Consider the following 27000-nt stretch of genomic DNA (forward strand, 5'->3'; position numbering starts at 1 on the left):
ACGGGTCAGTCCGTGAGAACGGCCGCCGCCGCGCGAGCCTCATAGACCACGACGTCGAGGTCGTCGCCGGTGGCGTTCACGTGCCCGACCTTGCGGCCCGGTCGCGGCTCCTTGCCGTAGTTGTGCACCTTCACGCCCGGGTGATCGGCGAGCACCCGCGGGTAGCGGTCGGTCAGCGACTCCCCCACCGGGCCGCCGAGCACGTTGACCATCACGGTCCACGGGTCGCGGCAGCCCGTCGCGCCGAGCGGCAGGTCGAGGACCGCGCGCAGGTGCTGCTCGAACTGCGACGTGGTCGATCCGTCCATCGTCCAGTGGCCGCTGTTGTGCGGACGCATGGCCAGCTCGTTGACCAGGATCCGGTCGTCCGTCGTCTCGAACAGCTCCACGGCCAGGACGCCGGTGACCCCGAGGCTGTCGGCGATGGTCTGCGCGATCTCGGCGGCCGCGGCCGCGAGCCGACCGGCCGACGCGGGCGCCGGCGCGATCACCTCGGCGCAGACGCCGTCGCGCTGCACCGACTCCACCACCGGCCAGAGGATGCTCTCGCCGGAGGGGCGCCGGGCGACGAGCTGCGCGAGCTCGCGGCGGAAGCCGACCAGCTCCTCGACCAGGAGCGATCCGCCCCGGCCGTCCTCGGCGAGGGCGGTGAACCAGTCGTCCGCCTCGTGGGCGCCGCGCACCACGCGCACGCCCTTGCCGTCGTAGCCGCCGCGGGCGGTCTTCACCACGCCGCTGCCGCCGTGCTCGGCCAGGAACTCCCCCAGCTCCTCCGCGGAGGAGACCTCGGCCCACTCGGGCACGGGGACGCCGAGCTCGGTCAGGCGGCGCCGCATCATCAGCTTGTCCTGCGCGAACAGCAGGGCGTCCGGGCCGGGGTGCACGGCGACGCCGCGGGCGATGAGCTCGCGGAGAATCGACTGGGGAACGTGCTCGTGGTCGAACGTGACCACGTCGACGGTCTCGGCGAAGGCGAGCACGGTCGCCTCGTCGCGGTAGTCGCCGACCCGTGTCGCGGCGAGCGCCGCCGGGGCGCCCTCGCTCTCGGCGAGCACGGCGATCTCGATGCCGAGCTCCACCGCCGCGGGGATCATCATCCGGGCGAGCTGGCCGCCCCCGATCACGCCGACGCGCATGGCGCTCCTCCGTCTCCGCCCGCTGGCGCGGGGCGGCTCCATGCTACCGAGGCCCCGGCGGGCTCACGCGGGCGGCGGCCACTCCGGCTCGAGGGCGGGAGCCGAGCCGATCGCCTCCCGCAGCAGGTCGGCCGTGAGCTCCGGATCCGGCAGGTCCCGCAGCACGAACACCTCGGCGCCCGCCTGCAGGATCCGGACGTCGCCGCACCGGGCGAGGCGCTGGCCGAAGGAGCGCTCGACCGCGACCTCCATCCGCCGGTCGAAGACAACCTCGGCCCGTCGGACCGACGCCACGCCCCGGCGCGCGCTGAGGCCGGAGGCGGTGACGCGGTAGCGCACGCTCGCCCAGCCGGCGATCCCGGGAGCGCAGAGGAGCAGCACCAGCAGGGCGGTCCCGAGCCCGATGATCCACCGCTGCAGGGCGAGCTCGAACTGCGCGGCGAAGTAGAAGCCCGTCCAGGTGAGCAGGAGCAGGCCGACGACCGGCGCGACCGCCCGGCGAGCGCGCGGGGTCAGCCGTGCCAGCTCGCGGTCGGCGGGGTCGGTCCTGGCCATCAGGAGCGCAGGTGCGTGACGTCGCCGGCCAGGAACGAGCGCAGCGCGCCGCCCTGCTCGAGCACCAGCGAGCCGTCCGGGGCGAGAGCGGTGGCGGTCCCCTCCTCCTGCGTGCCGTCGGGCAGCTCCAGCCGGACGCGCGTGCCGAGAGTGCCGCACGAGGCGCGGACGGCGGCGGCGGTTCCGGAGGCCTCGGCGTCGCCCTGCGCGAGCAGCGGAGCCAGCAGCGCCTGGAACCCGGTCAGGAACGCGGCGAGCACGTCGTCGGCGCTCGTCGTCCGCGCTCCGGCGAGGGCGAGGGAGGTGGCCGTCGGGACCGGCAGCTCCGCCTCCGTCAGCAGCAGGTTCACGCCGGTGCCGACGACGACCCGCCCGTCCGGCAGGCGCTCGGCGAGGATCCCCGCGACCTTCCGGCCGTCGATCAGGACGTCGTTGGGCCACTTGACGGAGACGTCCCCGTCGACCAGGGGCGAGAGGGCGCGGGCGAGCGCGGCGCCGGCCACGAGGGGCAGCCAGCCGGAGGCCCCGGTGCCGAGAGCGGAGGCATCGACCAGCGTCGAGGCTGCGAGCGTCCGGCCCGGCGGCGCCTGCCAGACGCGCCCCAGCCGGCCGCGCCCGGCGCGCTGGTCGCCGGTGGCGACGACGGAGAGGTGCGGCCACGCGGCGGGGTCGGCGACCGCCCGCTCGCGGAGCTCGTCGTTCGTCGACCCCGCCGACTCGAGCGCGAGGACGCGGGGGGAGACGGCGGAGGAGAGCGGGAGCTGCATGCGGCCACGGTAGCGGCGGCGCCCGCGAGGCCGCTTCGAGCGCCGCTCGCGACGACCCGCCCTTGTCCTAATCCTCCCGTCGGGAGCGGCCCTCCCTGTGCGAGTGCGACAAGAGGAGGCGTCCGCCCCGCCGGTAGGGTGAGCGGGTGACCGCGAACACCGAACGTCCCGCGCCCGATCTGTACACGACCGCGGGGAAGATCGCGGACCTCAGGAACCGCTACCACGAGGCCGTCACGGCCAGTGGCGAGGCGGCGATCGAGAAGCAGCACGCCAAGGGCAAGATGACCGCGCGCGAGCGGATCGACACCCTCCTCGACCCGGGCTCGTTCGTCGAGCTGGACGAGTTCGTCCGCCACCGCACCCACGCCTTCGGCATGGAGAAGAAGCGCCCCTACGGCGACGCCGTCGTCACCGGGACCGGCACCATCCACGGCCGTCAGGTCGCCGTGTACTCGCAGGACTTCACGATCTTCGGCGGCTCGCTCGGCGAGGTGGCCGGCGAGAAGATCATCAAGGTGATGGACCTCGCCCTGAAGACGGGCGTCCCGATCATCGGCATCCTCGACTCCGGCGGAGCGCGCATCCAGGAGGGCGTGGTCGCCCTCGGCAAGTACGGCGAGATCTTCCGCCGCAACACCGCGGCCAGCGGCGTGATCCCCCAGATCTCGATCATCTGCGGCCCGGCCGCGGGCGGCGCGGTCTACTCCCCCGCCCTGACCGACTTCGTGATCATGGTCGACAAGACCAGCCAGATGTTCGTCACCGGGCCCGACGTGATCAAGACCGTCACCGGCGAGGACGTCGGCATGGAGGAGCTCGGCGGCGCGCTGACCCACAACAAGATCTCGGGAGTCTCGCACTACCTCGCGAGCGACGAGAACGACGCGCTCGACTACGCGCGGACGCTCCTCTCCTTCCTCCCGGACAACAACCTGTCGCCGGTCCCCGTCTTCGAGACCGAGGTCGACCTCGAGACGACCGACGCCGACCGCTTCCTCGACACCGTCATCCCCGACAGCCCGAACCAGCCGTACGACATGCGCGCCGTCATCGAGCACATCGTCGACGAGGGCGACTTCCTCGAGGTGCAGCCGCTGTTCGCGCCGAACATCGTGATCGGCTTCGGCCGCGTCGAGGGCCGCTCCGTGGGCATCATCGCGAACCAGCCGAGCGCCATGGCGGGCACGCTGAACATCGAGGCGGGCGAGAAGGCGTCCCGCTTCGTCCGCTTCTGCGACGCGTTCTCGCTGCCGATCCTGACCCTGGTCGACGTCCCGGGATACCTGCCCGGCACCGACCAGGAGTGGACCGGCGTCATCCGCCGCGGCGCGAAGCTGCTCTACGCCTACGCCGAGGCGACCGTGCCGCTGGTCACGGTCATCCTGCGCAAGGCCTACGGCGGCGCGTACATCGTGATGGGGTCCAAGCAGCTGGGCGCCGACATCAACCTCGCCTGGCCGACCGCCGAGATCGCCGTCATGGGCGGCCAGGGCGCGGTCAACATCCTCTACCGCAACGAGATCCGCAAGGCGGAGGAGGCCGGCGAGGACGTCGCGGCCGTCCGGACGCGCCTGGCGAACGAGTACACCTACAACGTCGCGAGCCCGTTCCTCGCGGCCGAGCGCGGCGAGCTCGACGGCGTGATCGAGCCCTCGGCGACCCGCGTCTCCGTCATCAAGGCGCTGCGGGCGCTGCGCACCAAGCGCGCCAACCTCCCCGCGAAGAAGCACGGCAACATCCCGCTCTGATCCGGCTCGCTCGGACGCCGCGGCAGGAGACGGGAGACCGTCCGCGCCGCGGCGATCCGCTGTGCCCGCCGTCTCACGGGTGGAGTCCCGGAGGAGCGGCAGCGATCAGTCGGAGGAGCCGGGTCCGGTCCGCCGGGCGGCGGACTCCGCGGGAGCATCGGGCTGCACGGCCGGAGCGTCAGGCTTCACGGCCGGAGCATCCGGCTTCGCCGCAGGAGTGTCTGCCTTCGCTGCCGGAGCATCCGGCTTCGCCGCGGGCGCCCCGGACGGCTTCTCCTCCGGCTTCGCTCCGACCGCGCGGGCGAAGGCCAGCGCCTGCGAGGCGGAGAGGTCCGGGAGGTAGGCGCGACCCAGCGCGGCTCCGATCCGAGGCAGCTGCAGGGCGTCGGGGTAGGTCATCCAGAGGCCCGCGTAGCGCGGGTGGAACTTCGCCTTGAAGCGGAACAGCGACGTGAAGCCGTAGGCCGGCTCGAGCGTCCGCGAGAGGAACTCGAGCAGGCGCGAGAGGACCGTCGGCTCCGGAGGCTCCTCCCCCTCCTCGACCGGCGCGGTGGCGAGCGGCGCGCCCGAGAGCGAGAGGAACTCGGCGCCCTCCTCCTTGACGCGCAGCGCCGCGGAGGCGATGAGGAACTCCATGATGCCGGGCATCGCGTCGTCGGAGCGGCGCATGAAGTCGAGGGTCCAGCCGACCACCCGGCCCTCCCGGTGCACGGGCAGCCAGCTCGTCACACCCTGCAGCACGCCGTCTGGCCCGACCGCGAGCAGGAGGGCGACGTCGGGATCGCGGACCTCGTCGATCCCGCCGAGGGTGAAGCCCATCTCGGGCAGCGCCTTCTCGGCGACCCAGCGCTCCGACAGGTCGACGATCTGGTTGGCCATGCCGAGGGAGAGCTCGGGCCAGCTGGTCCACTGCGCCTCGATGCCCAGCTTGATGCCGCGGGTCAGCGGGTAGCGCACCTTCTGCCACCGCTTGCCGGTGAGCTCGAAGGAGGAGAGCTCGATGATCGTCTCCTCGCCGACCGAGAGGCGCGACCAGCCGAGCCGGTCGAAGACGGGGAGCAGCTCGTCGTGGATGCTGTAGAACACGGGCGTCCAGCTGCGCTCGTCGCAGAACCGCACGAACTCGGCCACGACGTCCTCCCGCCGCTCGGGAGCGCAGGCGGGGTCGGAGAGGGTGATCGCCACGCCGCCGATCACCCGGTAGGCGACTCCGCCGGTCCCGTCGGCCGAGATCCAGTGCGCGTTGCCCTCCCAGGTCCCCTGGTGGCCGAGGCTGCCGGCGCCGTGCAGGGAGAGGAGCGCGCGGTACCGCGCCTCGTCGCCGCGGTTCCGCTGCACGTCGGTGGCCCGGAGCAGGGCGACCACGGCCACGACGACCACGAGCCAGAACACCGGGCCGACCCACTCGAAGACGATCCGCGCGACGGGCTCCCGCGGCACGGCGAGCAGTCCGGCGCCGCCGAGGAAGCTCACCGGGACGAAGCGCAGCAGCCCGTCCAGGAGGAGCCTCCCGAGGCCCAGGAGCGGCTCGAAGCTCGTGCGCACGCCGGCCGAGAGCGCCAGGTAGCCGCCGAGGGACACGACGAAGGCGATCGCGACGACCCGCGTCCAGAGCCTCGCGGCGGTGCGGGGCGCGCGGATGCGGAAGTGCCTCCTCCCGATCACGAGCATCGCCACGACGGCCAGCGGCACCAGCACCGTCGTCGCCACCCAGAGCAGGTACTCGGCGTAGTACTGGAACTCGGGGTGCCGGGCCGCGCGCTGGAGGGAGAAGACCTCCAGGATCGCGATCGCGATGTTCACTCCGACCGCCAGCAGCAGGCCCAGGCGGCGCCCGGAGCGCAGGCCGTAGGCGGCGACCAGCAGGAGGAGGAGCGGGACGAAGGTCAGCAGGATCGGCCCGGGGGCGACCAGGCTCAGCTTCACGTGGTGCGCGCAGTGCCGGAGGGCGCGACTGCACGGGTCCTCGAGGTCCGTCGTCCCCGTGAAGGCGCTCTGCAGCAGTCGGCCGAGGAACGAGAACGGACCGTAGCCCGAGTCCGAGAGGACGGCGACGAGCGGACCGATCGCGGTGACGACGACGACAGCCGCCAGCAGCCCCCGGGACTCGCGGTGCGAGCTCCGCGCCGGACGCTGCGGACGCAGCCCGGACGCTCCTCGCGCGAGCACCGCGCCGAGCACGAGGCCCGCGCCGCCGGCGAGGAGCCGGTACGCGTCGGCGGAGTCGCCCGCGTAGAGGACGAACATCAGCACGACGGCGAAGACGGTCACCCGGAGCCGGCGGCGCCACAGAGCGCCCATGAAGGCGGTCGAGGCGATGAGGGCGCCGACCGCGCCGATGAGCGGGTCGAAGGTGTGGTCGCCGACGGTGTCGCCGGCCCACCACTCCCCGGCGAGAGCGCCGATCGACTGCGCGGCGGACCCGACGACGATCCCGACGGCGCCGGTCACGAGGAAGGCGAGGAGGGTGCGGGCCGAGCCGAGGCGGCGCTCCGCTGCGAGGAGCATCGGGAGCACCAGCACGACGTCCAGGAGCAGCTGCAGCGGGTCCGCCGCGATCAGGAGGGCGGTCACCGCCGTCCACGGACGGCCGTCGAGGGTCGTCGTCGCGCCCGCAGCCCACCAGGCCGTCGTCTCCGCTCCGGCGGGAGCGACGAGCGTTCCCGTGATCGCGCTCGCGGCCAGGAGGACCAGGACGACCGAGACGGCCGCCGGCGATCTCCGGACCAGCAGACGCAGGGGGCGCAGGGCCGCGGCGCCGCTCCTCGGGAACCACGTCGGCATGCGGGGACGCTCCTGTTCGCAACGGACGGACGACGCTCCGGCGGCATCCGGCGTCAGCATAGCCATGCCCCGCTGACCCGCGCCGTGAACGGCATGCGATAGCGTCACGGGATGACCGCCTCCGACTCCGCCCCCGCCGTCGTCATCTCCACCCCCGGCCTCGACGCCGCCGAGATCGCCGCCGTCACGGCCGTCGTCACCGCACTGACCTCGCGCACCGAGGCCGAGCCGGAGACTCCCCGGGAGCTCAGCGGGGGCTGGAGCGACCGCGCCGCCGCGGTCCGCAGGCCGCTCCGCCCCGCACCCGGAGCCTGGCGCTCCTTCTCCGGCTGAGTGGATTCTCGGGCGGAGCTGATGAGAAACGAGCGATCCGCGACGTGGAACGTGAAATCTGTCCCCCGATTAGTCCCCTAAAGTGCTGACTATGCGCCTCCAGGCGGAGCGAGCACACTAGTGGACGTACGGTGCTCCTCATTCGGAAGGGGCACCGCCAATCACTCGCCGACCAGGGTAAGCAGGCGGGTGTGTTGGGGGCGAGTGAGGGTAATATTCGGGTTGTTACCCTCACTCGGGGTTTGACGGCGGGCCGGGCCCCCTCTTCGGAGGAGTGGACGGCCCGCCGCACTCCGTTAACGGCTCTTCTCACGATCGGGCCAGTCCGCGGCGCCGTTCCGACAGCCGCACGGCCTGCGCACCGGGTCGCCGTCGGTCGCCGCGCATCCCGACGGCCGAACCGTCTCGCGCGCTCCCCGCCGGTCAGACGTCCCGGCCGCCGACGCCGTCGCGCCGGATCTCGACCCAGGCGTCGACCTCGTCCCCCGCGTCGTCGGAGCCGAGGGCGCCCGCGCTGCCATCGCCGGCCGTCCGCAGGCCCACGACCGTGACCGCCGAGGCCGAGTCTGCCGAGGCGGTGCGCACCACCACGCGGTCGACCTCCTCCCGGATCCCGCTCAGAGCCTGGGCGAGCTCCCCCAGCACCCGTCGGCTCTCGCCCTCGGAGGTGCGGTCGAGGCCGCCGTCGTCGAGCACCGACACGGTCACTCCGCGCCTCCGCGCGTCGAGCACGAGACGCCGCACCTCGTCGTCCAGCAGCCGCCGGCCGCGGATCTCGTCGCGCACGGCCGCCTCGAGCAGGCGGCACTCGCGCCGCTCCTCGTCGGTGAGGTCCGGTCCCGGCTCGGCGATGCGCAGCAGCATGTCGGCGGCGAGGGCGCGGGTCTGCTCCAGCCGGACCTCGCGCTCCGTGAGGTGCGCCTCCTCCGCGGCCCGCCACGACGCGGCCGCGCGCTCGGCCGCCTCGAGCACGCGCGCCTCCGACCCGGCGCGCCCGAGCTCGACGATGAGCAGCTGCGCGATCGCGACCCAGGCGATCCCCCCGACGACGCCGAGAGTGGCCAGAGCGGCCGGGCCTGCCCAGAACACCGTGTGCACGATAAGGAAGCCGACGCCGACCCAGGCGCAGGCCGCGCGGCGGCGGGCGCAGACGATCGTCATCAGCGTGCCGACCGCGGCGATGTACCAGGTGGAGTAGCCGTTGGAGGCGCCCGGATCGAGCGAGGGCGCGACCAGGAGCGGCAGAGCGACGGCGACCGCGGTCATCCCGACCGCGACGGGCAGCGCGAGCCGGGTGGTGGCTCCGGGCCAGAGGGCGACGACGGTCGCCGCGACGTACAGCGCGATCGCGACGAGGTCGGCCGGAGTGGCCGGGGAGATGCGGAAGGAGAAGAAGGCGAGCACCACGTGGTACAGCGAGAAGCCGGCGCCGAGCGCCTGGAGCAGCGGGCGCGGGTAGGCGATCATCGTGCTCCTCCGGCGTCCGCACGCCAGGAGAGGACGACGCGGGTGCCCTCGCCCGGAGCCGAGTCGACCCGCGCCGATCCCCGGGCGTTGTGCACCCGCTCGAGGATGGAGAGCCGGATGCCCAGCCGCTCGCGCGGGACGTCGGCGAGCCGGAAGCCGCGGCCGTCGTCCTCCACCACGACCTCGACCGCGCCGTCGCCCAGGAGCCCGTGCACGGCGCGGTGGACGCTGCCGCTCGGACCCGCGTGCTGGACGCTGTTGGCGAGCGCCTGCCAGACCGCGCCGAGCAGCGCCTCGGCCACCGGGCGCGGCAGCGTCGTCGCGCGCGGATCCACTCCGTCGGCCGCCTCGACCGCGATCTCGGTCCCGAAGGTGGACGCCGCGTGGGCGAACTGGCGGTGCAGGAGCTCGAGCGGGACCAGCCCCTCCGGCGGCTCCGGCTCGTGGTCGGGCAGCAGCACGGCGAGGGTGCGCTGCGCCATCGAGGAGACCAGCGCTCGCTCGGCCGGCGACTCGGCGGAGGCGGCGGAGAGCAGCGTCGCGAGCACGTTGTCGTGCACCAGGGCGTCGACCTCGACCCGCTCGACCTCGCCGGCGTGCTGGCGCATCGCCGCCTCGTACTGCTCCATGGCCGTGGTCTGCGCGCGGTCGATCTGGTCGGCCGACTGCCGGAGCACGGTGATCAGCACCAGCATCACGAAGCCGACGATGCCCACGTAGGCGGCGTCGAGGATCGCGCGGGTCGGCTCCGCCCCGCCGCCGGAGGGGAGCACGCGCAGCAGCCCGAACAGCACGGTCGTCACCGACGCGTACGCGATCGCGATCCGGAGCGGAGCCGCGATCGTGCAGAAGGCGGTGCCGATCGTCAGCAGATACCAGATCCACGGGGTCTCGCGGTCCGCGCCCCCGGTGGCGACGGCGGCCGGCCAGGTCAGGAGCGCGACGAGGACCCCGACTGCGACGAGGACCGCCGTGGTCCGCGTGCCCCGCCGCAGCACGGCGGTGACCACCGCGCCGGTGAGCGATCCGAAGACCAGCACCAGCACCGGCCAGGCCACCTCGGGGCGCAGCAGGGGCAGCTGGGCGAGGATCGGCGGGACGGTCTGCACGCCGAAGCCGAAGCCGAAGAACGACACGACGGTGCTGATGATCCTGTCGATCCGCTCGCGCCCGGCGTTGCGGCGGGCGATCGGCGCCTCAGCGCCCGCCATCGCCGTCGTCCGGGTCGATGCCCGGGAGGATTCCGTCCTCCACCGCGCGCCGCAGCAGATCGACCTTCGTCGGAGCGGGACGCCCGATCTCGACGTACTTGTCGCGGATCCGGTCGAGGTACTCCTTCGCCGTCGACACCGAGATCTGCAGCCGCTCGGCCACCAGCTTCAGCGGCAGCCCCGAGGCGTAGAGGTGCAGGACGTCCCGCTCGCGACGGCCCAGCACGGCCCGGGCGAAGTCGTCGTCGGCATCGATCGCGGAGGCCCACTCCAGATTGTTGAGGACCTCGCCGCGGGCGACGGTGCGGATCGCGGCGACGACCGTCGACATCGGCGAGGACTTCGGGATGACGCCGGCGGCCCCCGCGGCGAGCGCCTCCCGCACGGCCACGACGCGGTCGGCGATGCTGTGGACGAGGACCGCGGAGCCGCGCACCTGCCCCCACTTGACGTTGCTGGTGATGCTCGAGCCGTCGTTCAGGGACAGGTCGAGGACGAGCACCTCGATCTCGCCGCCGCCGATCGTGCTCTCGAGGGCCTCGACGGTCTCGGCGGCGGCGACCACCTGCATCCCCGCGCTCTCGACGGCGGCGGCCACGCCCAGGCGCACCGACTCGTGGTCGTCCACGATCGCCACGCGCACTCGCGGGGCCTCGGCTGCGGCGACGTCGGCGTGGGACTCCATCCCGCCCATGGTACGCAGGCGCGAGCCCGCGGTCAGTCCCCTCGGCGGACCAGTCGCGCAACGGCCTCCACGTGGGAGGTGTGAGGGAAGAGGTCGAAGCCCTCGAGGCGCTCGAGCTCGTAGCCGGCGCCGGTCAGGGCGCCCACGTCGCGGGCGAGCGCGACCGGGTCGCAGGCGACGTAGACGAGCTGCGCCGGCCGCAGCTCCGCGAGAGCGTCGGTGACCGCGCGGCCGGCGCCCGAGCGGGGCGGGTCGAGGACCACGGTGGCTGCGCGCCACCGCGCCCGCTCGCGCGCATCGGCCTGGGCGACGACGTCGCGGAGGTAGCGGTCGACGCGGGCGGTCACCGCGCGGGCGCCGACCTGGTCGGCCAGGTTCTCGAGCGCGTGCTCGGTGGCGCGGGAGTCGCTCTCGACGCTGGTCACGCGCACGCCCGAGCCGAGGCGGTCGGCCAGCGCCGCGGCGAGCAGCCCCACTCCGCCGTAGAGGTCGTGGTTGGCGGCCGACGGATCCGCCGCGTCCGCGTCGACGGCGGCCTGCACGGCCTCGAAGAGCGCGGCGGCGGCTCCGCGGTGCACCTGCCAGAAGCCGGTGCGGTCGACGCGGAAGGTGCGGTCGGCGACGAACTCGCTGACGACCGTGCGGTCGCGGCGGGCGCGCTTGCCGGAGGGGTCGCGCACGAGCACCGCGGCCCCCTCGGACCCGGCAGCGTCGACGAGGTCGACCACCGAGCCGGGGGCGAGGCGCTCGCCCAGCGGTGCGGCCAGGGAGGAGTCGGCGGTCGCGAGGGGCAGCGACTCCACCGTGACGACGTGATGGCTGCGCGCCGCGTAGGGGCCGACCCGTCCGTCGTCGTCGACGTGGAGGCGGTTCCGCGTGCGCCAGCCGAGGCCGCCGGACGCGTCGTCCCCGCCGATCGGCGAGACCTCCACCTCGACCTCGCGGCGGGCGAAGCGGGAGAAGGAGTCGACCAGCACGAGGCGCTTCAGCTCGCGCTGGTAGGCGAGGTCGGCGTGGCCGAGCTCGGCACCGCCGACGCGCTCCTCCGGGCGGCGGTGGAGAGCGGCCTCGGGCCAGACGTGCTCCACCCGGTGCTCGGACGCCTCGAGCACCTCGAGCGCCTCGGCGCGCCAGAAGCTGTCGTGCCGGACCTCGCTGATCCGCGCCCGCACGCGCTCCCCGGGGAGGACGTCCGGGACGAAGACGACGCGGCCCTCGTGCCGGGCGACGAACACGCCGCCGTGGGCGACATTGCTAATGTCGAGCTCGATCTCGGTCCCGAGTGCGTCGTCGGCCCCGTCGGGGCGGGCGGATGCTCGGGACGGGGTCTGTGCCATCCGTCGAGCATCCCACAGCGTGGGCCCGGCCGCAGGGAGCCCTCGTGCGCCTCTACCTCGCCTCCACCTCCCCCGCGCGCCTCGCGCTGCTGCGGGCCTCCGGGATCGAGCCCGTCGTCGTCCCCTCCGAGGTGGACGAGCCCGCGGCCGTCGCCCGAGCCGAGCAGGAGCGGGGCGCGGCGCTGGACGCGGATGCCACCGTCTCGCTGCTCGCCCGCGCCAAGGCGCACGCCGTCCTCGGCCCGCAGATCGACGGGCTGGTGCTCGGCGGCGACTCCGCGTTCGTCCTCGACGGCGTCGTCCACGGCAAGCCGCACGAGCCGGAGCGGGCCCGGGAGCGCTGGCGCGCCCAGCGCGGACGCACCGGCCGCCTCCACTCCGGCCACTGGCTCGTCGACCACCGCGGCGGGAGGATCGTCGCCGAGGCCGGAGCGGTCACCTCCGCCGCCGTCACCTTCGCCGACGACATCGACGACGCCGAGATCGACGCCTACGTCGCCACCGGCGAGCCGCTCGAGGTGGCCGGAGCCTTCACCATCGACGGCCGCGGCGCCGGCTTCATCACCGCGATCGAGGGCGACCCCTCGACGGTGATCGGGATGTCGGTGCCGACCCTCCGTGCTCTGGTGCGGAGCCTCGGCGTCGACTGGACCGCGCTGTGGAACCGCTGAGGTCCGTCCCGCCCTTGTGAGGAACCGACGAAGGCCCTCCGCTTCTTTGTGGTGAGCCGCGCCGGACCGGGCGGAGCCGCCCCCTAGGGTTGGGGACCATGCCGAAGATTACGAAGGTGCTCGTCGCCAACCGGGGCGAGATCGCCGTCCGAGTCATCCGCGCCGCCCGCGACAGCGGGATCGCCTCCGTCGCCGTCTACGCCGACCAGGACCGCGACGCCGTGCACAGCCGTCTCGCCGACGAGGCCTACGCCCTCGGCGGGACGACCAGCGCCGAGACCTACCTCGTCATCGACAAGCTGCTCTCGGTGGCGCGCCGCTCCGGTGCCGACGCCGTGCACCCCGGCTACGGGTTCCTCGCCGAGAACGCCGACTTCGCCCGCGCCGTCATCGACGCCGGCCTGATCTGGATCGGCCCCGGCCCCGAGGCCATCGAGCGCCTCGGCGACAAGGTCTCGGCCCGCCACGTCGCCGAGAAGGTCGGCGCCCCGCTCGCTCCGGGAACCCTCAACCCGGTCTCCGGCGCCGCCGAGGTGCTCGAGTTCGTGGACCAGTACGGCCTCCCCGTCGCGATCAAGGCGGCCTTCGGCGGCGGCGGCCGCGGCCTCAAGGTCGCCCGCGAGCGCGACGAGGTCGAGGAGCTGTTCGCCTCCGCCACGCGCGAGGCCGTCGCCGCGTTCGGCCGCGGCGAGTGCTTCGTCGAGAAGTACCTCGATCAGCCGCGCCACGTCGAGACCCAGTGCCTGGCCGACGCGCACGGCAACGTCGTCGTCGTCTCCACCCGCGACTGCTCCCTCCAGCGCCGCCACCAGAAGCTCGTCGAGGAGGCGCCCGCGCCGTTCCTGACCGACGCGCAGAACACCGAGCTCTACCGCGCCTCGAAGGCGATCCTGCAGGAGGTCGGCTACCTCGGCGCCGGGACCTGCGAGTTCCTGATCGGCAAGGACGGCACGGTGTCCTTCCTCGAGGTGAACACCCGCCTCCAGGTCGAGCACCCCGTGTCGGAGGAGATCACCGGCATCGACCTCGTGCGCGAGCAGTTCCGCCTCGCCGAGGGCGGCGTGCTCGACTACGACGACCCGGCGCCCCGCGGCCACTCCTTCGAGTTCCGCATCAACGGCGAGGACGCGGGCCGCGGCTTCCTCCCCGCCCCGGGCCCGGTGCACGTCTTCAAGGCCCCCGGGGGACCCGGCGTCCGCGTCGACTCCGGCGTCGTCGCCGGCGACGTGATCTCCGGCTCCTTCGACTCCCTCCTCGCGAAGCTGATCGTCACCGGCGACAGCCGCGAGCAGGCGCTGGAGCGCTCGCGCCGCGCCCTCGCCGAGTTCGAGGTCACCGGCCTGCCGACCGTCCTCCCCTTCCACCGCGCGATCGTCGAGGACCCGGCCTTCGCTCCCGAGGGCGGCGCGCCCTTCACGATCTACACCCGCTGGATCGAGACCGAGTTCGAGAACACGATCCCGGCCTGGAGCGGCGAGCCCGGAGCGGCCTCCGAGCCGGCGGCTCGTCAGAACGTGGTGGTCGAGGTGGACGGGCGCCGCGTCGAGGTCACCCTCCCCGCCGACCTGGTCGGCTCGGGACCCGCCCGCGGAACTGCTGCGGCCTCCCCGAAGCGCCGCGGCTCCTCCTCCGTCAGCACCGTCACGGGCGACTCCGTCGCCTCGCCCATGCAGGCCACGATCGTCAAGGTCGCCGTCGCCGAGGGCGACACCGTCGTCACCGGCGACCTGGTCGTCGTCCTCGAGGCGATGAAGATGGAGCAGCCGCTCACCGCCCACAAGGACGGCGTCGTGAAGGGCCTCGACGCGGAGGCCGGCTCGACCGTCCCCGCAGGGCACGTGCTCCTCCAGATCGTCTGAGCCCGTTCCGGGCCGCTCCCCGCGCGGCCCGGCGCGGTCGGCTCCTCGATGTGGGGGGCTACCGCAGAGCGGCTAGCGTCGCGCTGCCGAGAATCGCTTCGCACGCGATTCCCGATCGCGCGCTCTGCCGATGGAGGGCCACTCCCGGCGCGGCCCGGCGGAGGGACGGGCGTCAGGTGACGATGTGCATGGCGCGCGCGGCGTCCGAGATCGAGCCGGTGAGGCTCGGATAGACGGTGAAGGCCCGCGCGACCTGGTCGACGGTCAGACGGTGCTCCACGGCGAGGGCGAGCGGGAAGATCAGCTCGCTCGCCTTGGGAGCGACGATGACGCCTCCGATGACGGTGCCGGAGCCCGTGCGCGCGAACAGCTTCACGAAGCCGTCGCGGATCCCCATCATCTTCGCCCGCGGGTTCGCTGCGAGCGGGAGCTTGTAGATCTCGCCCTGCGCGATCCCCTCCTCGATCTCGCGCTGGCTCCACCCGACGGTCGCGATCTCGGGCTGGGTGAAGATGTTGGCCGCGACGTTGCGCACCTCGGTCGGGTTCACGGCGTCGCCCATGGCGTGGAACACGCCGGTGCGGCCCTGCATCGCGGCGACGGAGGCGAGCGGGAGGAACGTGGTGCAGTCCCCGGCCGCGTAGATCGACGGGACGCTGGTGCGGGCGACGCGGTTGACGCGGATGTGCCCCGACTCCGTCAGCTGCACTCCCGCGTCCTCGAGACCGATGCCCGCCGTGTTCGGCACGGAGCCGACGGCCATCAGGCAGTGCGAGCCCTCGACGACGCGTCCGTCCGAGAGCACGGCCTGCACGCCCTTCTCCGTCCGCTCGACGCGGTCGGCGCGCGACTTCGAGAGCACGACCATGCCGTTGCGCTTGAAGACGTTCTCGATCACGGCGGCCGCGTCGGCGTCCTCGCCGGGCAGCACCTGGTCGCGGGAGGAGATGAGGGTCACGCGCGCGCCGAGCGCGCGGTAGGCGGAGGCGAACTCCGCGCCGGTCACGCCGGAGCCGACCACGATGAGGTGCTCGGGGACGGACTTGAGGTTGTAGAGCTGGGTCCAGCTGAGGATGCGCTCGCCGTCGGGAGCCGCGGTCGGGAGCACGCGGGGGCTGGCGCCCACCGAGACCACGATCGTGTCCGCCTCGATGCGGTCGAAGTCCATGCCCTCGCCGCCGGCGGCCGTCGAGACGATCAGCGCGTTCGAGCCGTCCAGGCGCCCGTCCCCCTGGACGATGCGCACGCCGTGGTGCACCAGGTTCGCGCGCATGTCCTCGGACTGCTGGCGCGCGAGGCCGAGCAGTCGCTTGTTCACCGTCGCCAGGTTGACCGCGACGTCCGGGCGGACCGGCTTGTTCTGCTCGGAGCGGGTGAAGAACTGCACGCCCAGGTCGGCGGCCTCGCCGATGGCGTTGGTCGCCTCCGCCGTCGCGATGAGCGACTTCGACGGGACGACGTCGGTGATGACGGCCGAGCCGCCCACTCCGACCCGCTCGACCAGGGTGACCTCGGCGCCGAGCTGTGCTCCCGCGATGGCGGCTTCGTAGCCGCCGGGCCCCCCTCCGAGTACAGCGATCCTCTGCGCGCGCTCGAACTCGTAAGCCATGCTTCCCATTGTCCTCTCTCACTGAGTGTTCGCCCAATCGCGGGGTGTCGGACCGGCCGCGGCAGCCGTCCTCCGCCGCCGCGCAGCCCGTCGGTAGGGTGGGAGGATGTCCGACCAGACCCTGCACCCGCTCGACGCCCCCGACGCCGATCCCTTCGAGATCGCGGCCCGCGCAGCCGCTCAGATCGCCGAGGCGACCGGGGTCGAGAAGCACGACATCGCCCTCACCCTCGGCAGCGGCTGGGGCAAGGCCGCCGACGCGATCGGCGAGACGACCGCCACCGTGGAGGCCACCGAGATCCTCGGCTTCTCCAAGCCGGCCGTGCACGGGCACGGCGGCACCCTGCGCTCCGTGCTGCTCCCCACCGGCAAGCGCGCGCTGATCATCGGAGCCCGCACCCACTACTACGAGGGCTACGGCGTGCGCCGCGTCGCGCACAGCGTCCGCACCGCCGCCGCGACGGGCGCGACGGTGATGATCCTCACCAACGGAGCGGGCGGCATCAAGGAGCACTGGACCCCCGGAACCCCCGTGCTGATCAGCGACCACATCAACCTCACCGCCGACTCGCCGCTCGAGGGCGCGACCTTCGTCGATCTCACCGACCTCTACTCCTCGCGCCTGCGCGACCTCGCCCGGGGGACGCGCCCGGAGCTGGACGAGGGCGTGTACGTGCAGTTCCGCGGGCCGCACTACGAGAGCCCGGCCGAGGTGCAGATGGCGAAGATCATCGGCGGGCACATCGTCGGCATGTCGACGGCTCTGGAGGCCATCGCCGCGCGCGAGGCGGGCATGGAGGTGCTGGGCATGTCGCTCATCACCAACCTCGCCGCCGGCATCCAGAAGACCCCCCTCAGCCACGAGGAGGTGCTCGAGGCCGGCCGCGACGCGGAGGACGACCTCGCCCGTCTGCTCGCCGGCATCACGGGCGCCCTGTGAGCGCCGACGTCCGGGACCTCGCCGAGGACTGGCTCGCCCAGGACCCCGACCCGGAGACGCGCGAGGAGCTGGTCGGCCTGCTGACCGCCTCCGACTCGGGCGACGCCTCCGCCCGCGCCGAGCTCGAGGACCGCTTCGGCGCGCGCCTGGCCTTCGGCACCGCGGGCCTGCGCGGCGCCATCGCGGCGGGATCCAACCGGATGAACCGGGTGCTGGTCTCGCAGGCCGCCGTCGGCCTCGCCGACTTCCTGCTGGCACAGGGCGTCCAGCGGCCCGTCGTCGTGATCGGCTACGACGGCCGGAAGAACTCGCGCGTCTTCGCCGAGGACTCCGCAGCGCTGATGGCGGGCGCCGGCGTGGACGCGGTGCTGCTGCCCCGCCTCCTGCCCACCCCCGTGCTGGCCTTCGCCGTGCGCCACCTCGGCGCCGATGCCGGAGTGATGGTCACGGCGAGCCACAACCCGCCCCAGGACAACGGCTACAAGGTGTACCTCGGCGGCGCCGACGAGGGCTCGCAGATCGTGCCGCCGGTCGACTCCGAGATCGCCGAGCGGATCCTCGCGGTCGCGCGCGGCCGACGCGTCCCGGAGCTGCCGCGCGGCGAGTACCGGCTCGCGGACGAGTCCGTGGTGGCCGCCTACATCGAGGCGACGGCCGCGGTCGGCCGCCAGGATGCTCCGCTGCGCGTCGTCTACACGGCGATGCACGGGGTGGGCTGGGAGACGGCGCACCGCGTGCTCTCCGCGGCCGGCTTCGACGAGCCGGCCGTCGTGGTCGAGCAGATCGAGCCCGACGCGGCGTTCCCGACGGTCGCGTTCCCGAATCCGGAGGAGGCGGGCGCCCTCGACCTCGCCTTCGCGACGGCGCGCTCCGGTCGCGCGCAGCTGATCGTGGCGAACGACCCGGACGCCGACCGCTTCGCCGCCGCCGTGCCCGACGCCTCCATCCCGGAAGGCTTCCGCCGCCTCACCGGCAACGAGGTCGGAGCGCTGCTCGGCTGGCGCGCCGCTGAGCAGGCCCGCCGCGAGGGCCGCGCCGGAGGAGCGCTCGCCTGCTCGATCGTCTCCTCCCCCGCCCTCGGCGCCGTGGCGGCCGATTACGGCCTCGACTTCGCCGAGACGCTCACGGGATTCAAGTGGATCTCGCGGGTCCCCGACCTCGTCTTCGGCTACGAGGAGGCGCTCGGCTACCTGGTGAACCCCGGGACGGTCCGCGACAAGGACGGTGTCTCGGCCGCGCTCGCCTTCCTCTCCCTCGCGAGCGCGCTCGCCGCCGAGGAGCGGACGATCGACGATGAGCTGGAGTCCTTCGCCGAGCGGTTCGGGCTCTTCGGATCGGAGCAGATCTCGCTCCGCGTCACCGACCTCTCCGAGATCGGCCGGATCATGGCCGGACTCCGCGCGACGCCCCCCACCGCGATCAGCGGGCTCGCCGTCGAGCGGAGCGAGGACCTGCTCGCCGAGGGCGGCGCGCTGCCCCCGACCGACGCGCTCCGCTTCTCCCTCGACGGGGCCCGCCTCATCGCACGCCCCAGCGGCACGGAGCCCAAGGTCAAGCTCTACCTCGACGCCTGGTCGCACGACTCCGACGCCGACGTCCGCCGCTCGGCCGTCTCGTCCCGCCTCGCCGCTCTGCGAACCGGCGCCGCGGAGCTCCTCGCGTAGGTCCCCCTCCGGTCAGCGGGGCGCGCGGACACCGATCCGCTCGCCCCGCTTCCAGAGCCGCTCCACCGGGCCTAGCTCGAACCGGCGCAGCCACAGGTGCGCCGCGAGCACGACGACCGCCGCGAGGAGCAGGAACGCTCCGACGGTCACCGGGACACGCCACTGCGCAGCGGTCACCGCCAGTCCGAGTCCCCAGCCGGAGAAGAGGGCGCCGCCGAGCAGGTTCTGCAGGAGGTAAGCGCTCAGGGCGATTCGAGACAGCCCGACGGAACCCGCTCTGCGGAACGCACCCCGTCGCTACGCCGACCGCGCTGAGCCGCGCACGGAGCGGCTCAGAAGACGACTCAGCCCAGCGCTCGCTCGATCTTCTCCGTGATCTCGTTCTGGTCGAGGTAGTTGTCGATGACCACGACCTCGGCGAAGGTGCGGCCGATGCGGTCGACGAGCTCGCCGGAGGTGAGGATGACCTGCGCGTCGGCGGCGAGCGTGCCGACGGAGTCCAGGTCGGAGGCGATCACCTCGGCCTCGAGGTCGAGGGTCTCGAGGGCGCGCTCGGCGCCGAGCTTCAGGATGGCGGAGGTGCCGATTCCGGCGCCGCAGAGGGTGACGATCTTCATGCGCTTCTTCCGTGGTGCGGGTGGTGCGGGGTGCTGTCGGTGAGGACGGCGTTGATGCTGCGGACGGTGCGGGCGGCGGCGAGAGCGCCGACCGCGTCCGGGCGGCTGAGCACGTCGGCGAGCCCGGAGACGAAGCCGATGTGTCCGTGCGCCCGGGTGGCGGCGATCCCGATGACGACCGAGACCGGGTCGTTGGTGCTGTGCCCGAAGGCGACGGGCTCGGCCAGCGTGACGACGGAGAGGCCGTCGGCCAGGACGTCGTTGCCGGGCCGGGCGTGCGCGAGGGCGAGCCCGGGCGCGATGACGATGTACGGCCCGAGCACGTCGACCTGCTCGACCATGCGCCGCGAGTAGGCGGCGTCGACCGCGCCCGTCCGCTCAAGCGCGCGGCCCGCCTCGAGGACGGCCTCCCGCCACGATCCGGCGGAGTGGCGGAGGGCCACCGCCTCCTCGGGCAGCGCGTCCAGCGGCACCGTCAGGCCGCCTCGAAGCCGGCGCTGATCGTCTCGACGAGCTCGCGGCGCTCGTCGAGCGGCAGGAAGGCGGCGTGAGCCGCGTTCAGCTGGAAGGCCTCGAAGTCGTCGAGGTCGTACCCGAACGCGTCGGACAGGAGGGCGAGCTCGCGGCTGAGGGTCGTCGCGCTCATCAGGCGGTTGTCGGTGTTCACCGTGACGCGGAAGCCCAGCTGGTAGAGCAGGTCGAAGGGGTGGTCCCCGAGCTCGGCGCCCCACGCTGCGACGGCGCCGGTCTGCAGGTTGGAGGAGGGGCTGAGCTCGAGGGCGATCTCGCGGTCCTTCACCCACTCCGAGAGCTCGCCGAGGGTCACGTAGCTCGCGTCGTCGTCCTGGCGCTCGATGCGGATGTCCTCGGCGATCCGGACGCCGTGACCCAGGCGCAGGGCGCGTCCGTCGAGCAGGGCCGAGCGGATGCTGTCGAGGCCGTCCGCCTCCCCCGCGTGGACCGTGGTCGGGAAGTGGGCCGCCGCCAGCAGCTCGAAGGCGGCACGGTGGCGCGAGGCGGGGAAGCCCGCCTCGGCTCCGGCGATGTCGAAGCCGATCGCGCCGCGCTCGCGGTGGCGCAGCGCCAGCTCGGCGACCTCGAGCGAGCGGTCGGCGTGCCGCATCGCGGTGATCAGCTGGCCGACGCGGAGCCGGTGGCCCTGCGCCGCCGCCTCCTGCACCCCCTGCTGCAGCCCCTCCTGGACCGCCTCGACGGCCGCGTCGAGCGAGAGGCCGGCGCGCTGGTGCTGCTCCGGCGCCCAGCGCACCTCGCCGTGCACGACTCCGTCGGCGGCGAGGTCGAGCACGAACTCGCGGGCCACGCGCTCGAGCGCCGGCGCGGTCTGCATCACGGCGACCGTCGTCTCGAAGGTGGCGATGTAGTCGGTGAGGGAGCCGGAGTCGGCCGTGGCGCGGAACCACTCGGCGAGCGCGTCCGGCTCCTCGGCCGGGAGCGGCACGCCCGTCTCGCGGGCGATCTCGAGGACCGTGCCGGGCCGCAGGCCTCCGTCGAGGTGGTCGTGCAGCGACACCTTGGGGAGCTCGTCGATGAGGACGCCCTCACCGGGAAGGAGGTACTCCTCGGTCTGATCGGTCACGGTGCTCCTCGCAGGTCGGCGGTGGTTCGCCGACCACCCTAGAGGGTCGGCAGGAGCGGCTCGCCGGGCGGCGCCTCCTCCGTGCTGGGCGGCGCGGAGCTAGGAGACGCGCTCGGCCACGAGGGGGCCGCCGTCGAGCACCTCGTCGCCGTCGTCGCCGATCCGGTAGGCGCCGTCGAGCGCCTCCAGCGCCCGGGCGAAGCGCTCCGGCTCGTCGGCCGAGAGCGTGAGCAGGGGCTGGCCCGCGCGGACAAGGTCGCCCGGCTTCGCATGCAGGTCGATCCCCGCCGCGTGCTGCACCGCGTCGGACTGGCGAGCGCGTCCGGCGCCCAGGCGCCAGGCGGCGATGCCGAACGGCAGCGCCTGCTGCTCCACCAGCACGCCGTCGCGCTCGGCGACCACGACGTGGGTCTCGCGGGCCTCGGGGAGGGCCGCGTCCGGGTCTCCCCCCTGGGCGCGGATGACCGCACGCCAGGTGTCCATGGCGGCGCCGCCGTCGAGGGCGCGCTCCACGTCCGCGTCCGGCTGCCCGGCGAGGGCCAGCATCTCGCGGGCCAGGGCCAGCGTCAGCTCCCGGACGTCCGAGGGGCCGCCGCCGGCGAGCACCTCGACCGACTCCCGCACCTCGTTCGCGTTGCCGATGGCCAGCCCGAGCGGCACGTTCATGTTGGTCAGCAGCGCGGTGGTCCGCACCCCCGCGTCGTTGCCGAGGTCGACCATCGCCCGGGCGAGCTCGCGCGAGCGCTCGATGTCGACCATGAACGCGCCGGAGCCGAACTTCACGTCGAGCACCAGTGCGTCCGTGCCCTCGGCGATCTTCTTCGACATGATCGAGGACGCGATCAGCGGGATCGCCTCGACGGTCCCGGTGATGTCGCGGAGCGCGTAGAGCTTCTTGTCGGCGGGAGCCAGGCCGGAGCCCGCGGCGCAGATCACGCCGCCGACCGTCCGCAGCTGCTCCAGCATCTCCTCGTTGCCGAGGTCGGCCCGCCAGCCCGGGATCGACTCCAGCTTGTCGAGCGTTCCGCCCGTGTGGCCGAGCCCGCGTCCCGAGAGCTGGGGCACCGCGACGCCGAAGGAGGCGACCAGCGGCATCAGCGGGAGCGTGATCTTGTCGCCGACCCCGCCCGTGGAGTGCTTGTCGACCGTGCGCTTGCCGAGCCCGTCGAACCGCATGCGCTCGCCGCTGGCGATCATCGCCAGGGTGAGGTCGCGGATCTCGTCGCGCTCCATCCCGTTCAGCAGGACCGCCATCGCGAAGGCCGCCATCTGCTCGTCGGCGACGTAGCCGCGGGTGTAGGCGTCGATCAGCCAGTCGATCTGCGCGGTCGAGAGCGTGCCGCGGTCGCGCTTGGTGCGGATGATGTCGACGGCGTCGAAGTCCTCGACGGGGGTGGTGCGGGTCATGCGGAGTCCTCGGTTCGGGAGTGGGAGCGGGTGACGGCGGCGCTAGGAGGCGGCGTAGGCCTCGAGGGTGCGCGGGCCGAACGCGTCGGGGATGACCTCGTCGATCGTCTTCACGCCCGACACGGTCTGGAGGAGCATGCCCTCGGCCGAGTGCTCGAAGAGCAGCTGACGGCAGCGCCCGCAGGGCATCAGGACGCCGCCCTTCCCGTCGACGCAGGTGAAGGCCACGAGCCGGCCGCCGCCCGTCATGTGCAGGGAGGACACCAGCGCGCACTCGGCGCAGAGCGTGAGCCCGTAGGAGGCGTTCTCGACGTTGCAGCCCGAGATCGTCCGGCCGTCGTCCACGAGCGCGGCGACCCCGACGGGGAACTTCGAGTACGGGACGTAGGCGTGGCTCATGGCCTCGAGAGCGGCCTCGCGCAGCGCCTCCCAGTCGATGTCGGTCACGACGGCTCCTCTCAGGACTTCAGGTACGGCTTGCCGGCGGCGGCCGGCCCGCGGGACTGGCCGACGAGACCGGCCACCGCGAAGATCGTCACGACGTACGGCAGCATCAGCATGAACTCGCTCGGCACGGGCGAGCCGATGACGCCGAGCACGTTCTGCAGGTTGGTCGCGAAGCCGAACAGCAGCGACGCGAGCGTCGCCTTGATCGGGTCCCAGCGGCCGAAGATGACGGCGGCCAGGGCGATGAAGCCCGCACCCGCGGTCATCTCCTTGCCGAACGCGCCGACCGCGTCGAGCGTGTAGTACGCGCCGCCGACTCCGGCGATCGCCCCGGCGAGGGAGACGTTCCAGAAGCGCGTGCGGGCGACATCGATGCCGACGGTGTCCGCGGCCTGCGGGTGCTCGCCCACGGCGCGCAGGCGGAGGCCCCACTTGGTCTTGAACAGGCCCCACCACACCGCGACGATCGCGACGTACATCAGGTAGACGATCACCGTCTGGTTGAACAGGACGGCACCCACGATCGGCACCTGGCTGAGCACCGGGATCGGGAGGCGGTCGAACTTCACCGGCGAGTTGAAGGTCGACGCGTCGGCGGAGAGGACCTGGGAGTAGAGGAAGCTCGTCAGGCCGGTCACCAGCACGTTCAGCACGACGCCGACGATCACCTGGTCGACCAGGTACTTGATCGCGAAGGCGGCCAGCACGAAGGACACCAGGACGCTCGCGACCATCGCCGCGAGCAGGCCGAGCACCGGCTGGCGGGTGAGGGAGCCGACCATCGCCGCGGTGAAGGCGCCGGCGAGCAGCTGTCCCTCGATCGCGACGTTGACGACTCCGACCCGCTCCGAGATGACGCCGCCGAGCGAGCCGAAGATCAGCGGAGTGGCGAGCCCGACGGTCCCGAGCAGCAGGCCCGAGACGGGCAGCGCGGCACCGGCCGACGCCCAGACGAGGAACCCGATCAGGAAGACCAGGGCGAAGACCGCCGAGAGCCAGAGCGGGATCCGACGGCCGGCGCGGGTGAGCGCGGCGGAGACGACGGCCAGGGCGACCAGGAGGATCGCGACGACCACTCCCGTTCCCCGCGTCGGGAACGGGATGTCCGGCAGGGCGAAGAAGTCGGTGCCCGCGGCGAGGCGGAACGAGCTCGTCCCGTCGCGGCCGAGGGCCACGAAGAGGACGACGGCGAGCAGCGCGAAGACGCCGAACGCGATCGGCGCCTTCCAGCTGCGGATCACGACGCGGTCGGGGGCGGTGGCGACGGCGGTGCTCATGCGGACACCTCCGAGGTGCGGCGGGTGCGGCGCTTCGGGGCGGCCCCGGGCGTCGGGAGGCGGAAGATCGCGCGCACCAGCGGCGGTGCGGCGATGAAGAGGACGATCAGCGACTGGACGACGAGGACCACGTCGATCGGCACGCCCTCGGCGGCCTGCATCGAGTAGCCGCCCGCCTTGAAGGCGCCGAAGAGGATGCCGGCGAAGAACACGCCCCAGGGGCGGGAGCGGCCCAGCAGCGCGACCGTGATCGCGTCGAAGCCGATGCCCGCGTCGATCCCGGAGGTGAAGCCGGTCGTGACCGTCCCCATCACCTGGGCGCTGCCGGCGAGGCCGAGCAGGCCGCCGGAGAGCAGCATCGCGGACACGTAGCTGTTCTTCACGTCGATGCCCGCCACGCGCGCCGCGTGCGGGTTCTCTCCCACCGCCCGGAACTTGAAGCCGATCGTCGAGCGGTTCAGGAGCCACCAGACGAACACGGTCGCGAGGACCGCGAAGACGAAGCCGAGCGTGAGCGAGTAGCCGGAGCCGAGGAGGGCCGGGAAGACCGCGGTCTCCTTCATCCCGGGCGACTTCGGGTTGTTCGAGCCGGGCGCCTGCAGCGCGCCGGGCGTCCGCAGCAGGTAGGAGATCAGGTAGAAGGCGACGTAGTTGAGCATGATCGTGAGGATCACCTCGTGCGCGCCGGTGCGGGCCTTGAGCAGTCCCACGAGTCCGCCCCAGAGCGCTCCGCCCAGGATGCCGGCGGCGAGCGCGACGATCAGGTGCACGCCCCACGGCAGGTCGAAGGAGAAGCCGACCCAGCCCGCGCAGGCGGCCGCGATCAGCATCTGGCCGCGTCCGCCGATGTTGAACAGGCCGACGCGGAAGGCCAGCGCCACTCCGAGGCCGCCGGCGATCAGCGGCGTCGCGAAGGCCAGGGTGTCCGTCAGCGGCTTGATGCCGTTGGCGAAGCCCTCGCGGCGGAAGTTGTAGACCGAGCCCTGGAAGAGCGAGGAGTAGGCGCCGGAGACGGACTGCCAGATCGCCTGCAGGGTGTCGAGCGGCCGGGCGAAGAAGTAGCCCGACGCCGCCTGGACGTCCTTGTCGGTCGCGGCGATCAGCACGCCGCCCGCGATGAGGGAGAGCAGCACGGCGAGCACCGACATCAGCGCGGTGCCGGAGAGGATCTCGCGCAGGACGCGGGAGGCGCCGCTCTCGAGCGGGCCGGGGCGCACCTCCTGATCCGGCTTCTGGCCGGGCTCGAGCCCGGACGCCTTCTCGGTCTCCGCGTCGGGATCGACCGCGGGCAGTTGCGCGTCGCTCACGCCGCCGCTCCCTTCTCGGCGGGCGTCTGCCCGGCCATCATGAGCCCCAGGACCTCGCGGGGCGTGTCGGCGGGGACGATGCCGATGATCCCGCCCTTGTACATGACCGCGATGCGGTCGGCGAGCGCCGCGACCTCGTCGAGCTCGGTCGACACCACGATCACGGGGACCCCGGTGTCGCGCGTCTCGACGATGCGCTTGTGGACGAACTCGATGGAGCCGACGTCGATGCCGCGGGTGGGCTGCGCCGCGATGAACAGCCGCAGCTCCCGGCTGAGCTCGCGCGCGAGCACCACCTTCTGCTGGTTGCCGCCGGAGAGGCGGCCGACATGGGTGCCGATCCCCTGGGCGCGCACGTCGAACTCGCGCACCCGCTCCTCGGCGAAGCGCTCGAGCTCCTTGAGCCGCAGGCCCAGGCCCTTCACGAACGGTCCGCGGTCGCTGCGGTCGAGCATGAGGTTCTCGGCGATCGTGAACTCGGCGACCAGACCGTCCTCGGTGCGGTCCTCGGGGACGAAGCCGACCCCCGACTCGAGGACGCGGCGCACGGACAGCCCGTCGAGGCGGCGCCCGTCCAGGGTCACTGAGCCCTCGACCCGCTCCTGCAGGCCCATGATCGCCTCGGTGAGCTCGGTCTGGCCGTTGCCCTGCACGCCCGCGATCGCGAGGATCTCGCCGCGGCGGACCTCGAAGGAGACGTCGTCGACGACGGCCTGGCCGTTGGCGTCGCGCACGGTGAGGTTCGAGACGACGAGGGCCTCGTCGCCCGGCACCGCCTGCTCCTTCTGCACCGTGAGCTCGACGGCGCGGCCGACCATCAGCGAGGCGAGCTCGGCGTTGCTCGCCGTCGGCGACGCCTCCCCCACCACTCTGCCGAGGCGGATGACCGTGATGCGGTCGCCCACCTCGCGCACCTCGCGCAGCTTGTGCGTGATGAAGACGATGGCGGTCCCGGCCGCGCGCAGCTGGCGCATGATCGCGATCAGCTCGTCGGTCTCCTGCGGTGTCAGCACCGCGGTCGGCTCGTCGAACACGAGCACCCGGGCGTCGCGCGAGAGCGCCTTGATGATCTCGACCCGCTGCTGCACGCCGACGGGGAGGTCCTCGACCAGGGCGTCGGGATCCACGTCGAAGCCGAAGCGGTCCGAGATCTCCCGCACCCGGGCGCGCGCGGCGGCGAGGTCCAGGCGTCCGCCGGCCTTCGTCTCCTCGTGGCCCAGCATGACGTTCTCGGCGACGGTGAACACGGGGACGAGCATGAAGTGCTGGTGGACCATCCCGATGCCCGCCTTCATGGCGTCGCCCGGACCGGAGAAGTGCTGGACCGCGTCGTCCAGCAGGATCTCCCCCTCCTCGGCCTGGTACAGGCCGTAGAGCACGTTCATGAGCGTCGACTTGCCCGCGCCGTTCTCGCCGAGGAGGCAGTGGATCTCACCGGGTTCGACGGTGAGATCGATGTGGTCGTTGGCCACGAGCGCGCCGAAGCGCTTCGTGATGCCACGCAGTTCGAGCTTCATGGGACCAATCTAACTTTCGGTTCGCGCCACGTTGCGCCGTCGGCCCGGATCCGGGGCGGAGC

24 protein-coding genes are annotated in these 27000 nt (G+C 73.1%); 6 read left to right on the forward strand and 18 right to left on the reverse strand.

Annotated features, from left to right (window positions below; translation table 11 throughout):
• Positions 1-5: 5 nt before the first annotated feature.
• From GSU45_RS11245 to GSU45_RS11255, 3 genes are all read right to left on the reverse strand, one after another.
• Complete coding sequence (locus GSU45_RS11245) at positions 6-1136, reverse strand: 5-(carboxyamino)imidazole ribonucleotide synthase (protein WP_159915015.1); 1131 nt, start codon at positions 1134-1136, stop codon at positions 6-8.
• Positions 1137-1199: 63 nt separating this feature from the next.
• Positions 1200-1691, reverse strand: coding sequence for a PH domain-containing protein (locus GSU45_RS11250; RefSeq protein WP_159915017.1), 492 nt, complete (start codon positions 1689-1691; stop codon positions 1200-1202).
• Positions 1691-2458 (reverse strand): biotin--[acetyl-CoA-carboxylase] ligase, encoded by a 768-nt coding sequence (locus GSU45_RS11255; protein WP_159915019.1) that lies wholly within the window; start codon positions 2456-2458, stop codon positions 1691-1693. The genes GSU45_RS11250 and GSU45_RS11255 overlap by 1 nt, the downstream gene beginning before the upstream one ends.
• Positions 2459-2604: 146 nt before the next feature.
• Here GSU45_RS11255 and GSU45_RS11260 point away from each other — a divergent pair, with 146 nt between their 5' ends.
• Positions 2605-4209, forward strand: a complete 1605-nt coding sequence (locus GSU45_RS11260; RefSeq protein WP_104223164.1) for an acyl-CoA carboxylase subunit beta — start codon at positions 2605-2607, stop codon at positions 4207-4209.
• A gap of 105 nt (positions 4210-4314) precedes the next feature.
• Here GSU45_RS11260 and GSU45_RS11265 read toward each other — a convergent pair whose 3' ends face one another.
• Positions 4315-6993, reverse strand: coding sequence for a DUF2156 domain-containing protein (locus GSU45_RS11265; protein ID WP_159915021.1), 2679 nt, complete (start codon positions 6991-6993; stop codon positions 4315-4317).
• 111 nt (positions 6994-7104) lie between these two features.
• Between GSU45_RS11265 and GSU45_RS11270 the strand changes: the two genes are divergently transcribed.
• A complete protein-coding gene (locus GSU45_RS11270; protein WP_159915023.1) occupies positions 7105-7326 on the forward strand; it encodes an acyl-CoA carboxylase subunit epsilon in 222 nt (73 codons plus the stop codon).
• 423 nt (positions 7327-7749) lie between these two features.
• Here the strand turns inward: GSU45_RS11270 and GSU45_RS11275 are convergent, their stop codons facing one another.
• Genes GSU45_RS11275 through GSU45_RS11290 form a run of 4 tightly spaced genes read right to left on the reverse strand, consistent with a single transcriptional unit; the run spans position 7750 to position 12026 of the window.
• Positions 7750-8793, reverse strand: coding sequence for a hypothetical protein (locus GSU45_RS11275; RefSeq protein ID WP_159915025.1), 1044 nt, complete (start codon positions 8791-8793; stop codon positions 7750-7752).
• Entirely contained in the window at positions 8790-10004 is a 1215-nt protein-coding gene (locus tag GSU45_RS11280; RefSeq protein ID WP_159915027.1) for an ATP-binding protein, read from the reverse strand. Before GSU45_RS11280 ends, GSU45_RS11275 begins: the two co-directional genes overlap by 4 nt.
• Positions 9991-10689, reverse strand: a complete 699-nt coding sequence (locus GSU45_RS11285; RefSeq protein ID WP_244248104.1) for a response regulator transcription factor — start codon at positions 10687-10689, stop codon at positions 9991-9993. Before GSU45_RS11285 ends, GSU45_RS11280 begins: the two co-directional genes overlap by 14 nt.
• 32 nt (positions 10690-10721) lie before the next feature.
• A complete protein-coding gene (locus tag GSU45_RS11290) occupies positions 10722-12026 on the reverse strand; it encodes a TRAM domain-containing protein (protein WP_159915031.1) in 1305 nt (434 codons plus the stop codon).
• A 44-nt stretch (positions 12027-12070) separates the two neighbouring features.
• Between GSU45_RS11290 and GSU45_RS11295 the strand changes: the two genes are divergently transcribed.
• Both GSU45_RS11295 and GSU45_RS11300 read left to right on the forward strand, forming a co-directional pair.
• On the forward strand, positions 12071-12697 hold the full coding sequence (locus tag GSU45_RS11295; protein WP_244248105.1) for a nucleoside triphosphate pyrophosphatase: 627 nt from the start codon (positions 12071-12073) through the stop codon (positions 12695-12697).
• A gap of 98 nt (positions 12698-12795) precedes the next feature.
• The gene (locus GSU45_RS11300) at positions 12796-14556 is read left to right on the forward strand and encodes a biotin carboxylase N-terminal domain-containing protein (protein WP_159915035.1); all 1761 of its coding nucleotides are present in this window, start codon (positions 12796-12798) and stop codon (positions 14554-14556) included.
• A gap of 172 nt (positions 14557-14728) precedes the next feature.
• On the opposite strand, the gene GSU45_RS11305 is transcribed toward GSU45_RS11300, so the two are convergent.
• A complete protein-coding gene (locus tag GSU45_RS11305) occupies positions 14729-16165 on the reverse strand; it encodes an NAD(P)H-quinone dehydrogenase (protein WP_104223171.1) in 1437 nt (478 codons plus the stop codon).
• Positions 16166-16271: 106 nt separating this feature from the next.
• On the opposite strand from GSU45_RS11305, the gene GSU45_RS11310 reads away from it, so the two are divergent.
• Positions 16272-17105 carry a purine-nucleoside phosphorylase gene (locus GSU45_RS11310; protein WP_159915037.1) on the forward strand — a complete coding sequence of 278 codons (834 nt, stop codon included), beginning with the start codon at positions 16272-16274 and terminating at the stop codon, positions 17103-17105.
• Entirely contained in the window at positions 17102-18769 is a 1668-nt protein-coding gene (locus tag GSU45_RS11315) for a phospho-sugar mutase (protein ID WP_159915039.1), read from the forward strand. Before GSU45_RS11310 ends, GSU45_RS11315 begins: the two co-directional genes overlap by 4 nt.
• Before the next feature lie 12 nt (positions 18770-18781).
• On the opposite strand, the gene GSU45_RS11320 is transcribed toward GSU45_RS11315, so the two are convergent.
• From GSU45_RS11320 to GSU45_RS11360, 9 genes are all read right to left on the reverse strand, one after another.
• Positions 18782-19030, reverse strand: a complete 249-nt coding sequence (locus tag GSU45_RS11320) for a DUF418 domain-containing protein (protein WP_159917094.1) — start codon at positions 19028-19030, stop codon at positions 18782-18784.
• Between the two features lie 83 nt (positions 19031-19113).
• Positions 19114-19386, reverse strand: a complete 273-nt coding sequence (locus GSU45_RS11325; RefSeq protein WP_159915041.1) for a PTS sugar transporter subunit IIB — start codon at positions 19384-19386, stop codon at positions 19114-19116.
• The gene (locus GSU45_RS11330; protein ID WP_159915043.1) at positions 19383-19859 is read right to left on the reverse strand and encodes a PTS sugar transporter subunit IIA; all 477 of its coding nucleotides are present in this window, start codon (positions 19857-19859) and stop codon (positions 19383-19385) included. Before GSU45_RS11330 ends, GSU45_RS11325 begins: the two co-directional genes overlap by 4 nt.
• Before the next feature lie 2 nt (positions 19860-19861).
• Positions 19862-20983, reverse strand: a complete 1122-nt coding sequence (locus GSU45_RS11335) for an adenosine deaminase (protein ID WP_159915045.1) — start codon at positions 20981-20983, stop codon at positions 19862-19864.
• A 99-nt stretch (positions 20984-21082) separates the two neighbouring features.
• Positions 21083-22390 carry a thymidine phosphorylase gene (locus tag GSU45_RS11340; protein ID WP_159915047.1) on the reverse strand — a complete coding sequence of 436 codons (1308 nt, stop codon included), beginning with the start codon at positions 22388-22390 and terminating at the stop codon, positions 21083-21085.
• Positions 22391-22432: 42 nt separating this feature from the next.
• Positions 22433-22837, reverse strand: a complete 405-nt coding sequence (locus tag GSU45_RS11345; RefSeq protein ID WP_104223180.1) for a cytidine deaminase — start codon at positions 22835-22837, stop codon at positions 22433-22435.
• 11 nt (positions 22838-22848) lie between these two features.
• Complete coding sequence (locus GSU45_RS11350; protein WP_159915049.1) at positions 22849-24114, reverse strand: ABC transporter permease; 1266 nt, start codon at positions 24112-24114, stop codon at positions 22849-22851.
• Positions 24111-25421, reverse strand: a complete 1311-nt coding sequence (locus GSU45_RS11355) for an ABC transporter permease (RefSeq protein ID WP_208543430.1) — start codon at positions 25419-25421, stop codon at positions 24111-24113. The genes GSU45_RS11350 and GSU45_RS11355 overlap by 4 nt, the downstream gene beginning before the upstream one ends.
• Positions 25418-26938, reverse strand: coding sequence for an ABC transporter ATP-binding protein (locus tag GSU45_RS11360; RefSeq protein WP_104223182.1), 1521 nt, complete (start codon positions 26936-26938; stop codon positions 25418-25420). The genes GSU45_RS11355 and GSU45_RS11360 overlap by 4 nt, the downstream gene beginning before the upstream one ends.
• Positions 26939-27000: the final 62 nt, after the last annotated feature.

Origin of the sequence: Rathayibacter sp. VKM Ac-2801, assembly GCF_009834245.1 — a bacterium.
In the GTDB taxonomy this organism is placed as follows: Bacteria; Actinomycetota; Actinomycetes; order Actinomycetales; family Microbacteriaceae; genus Rathayibacter.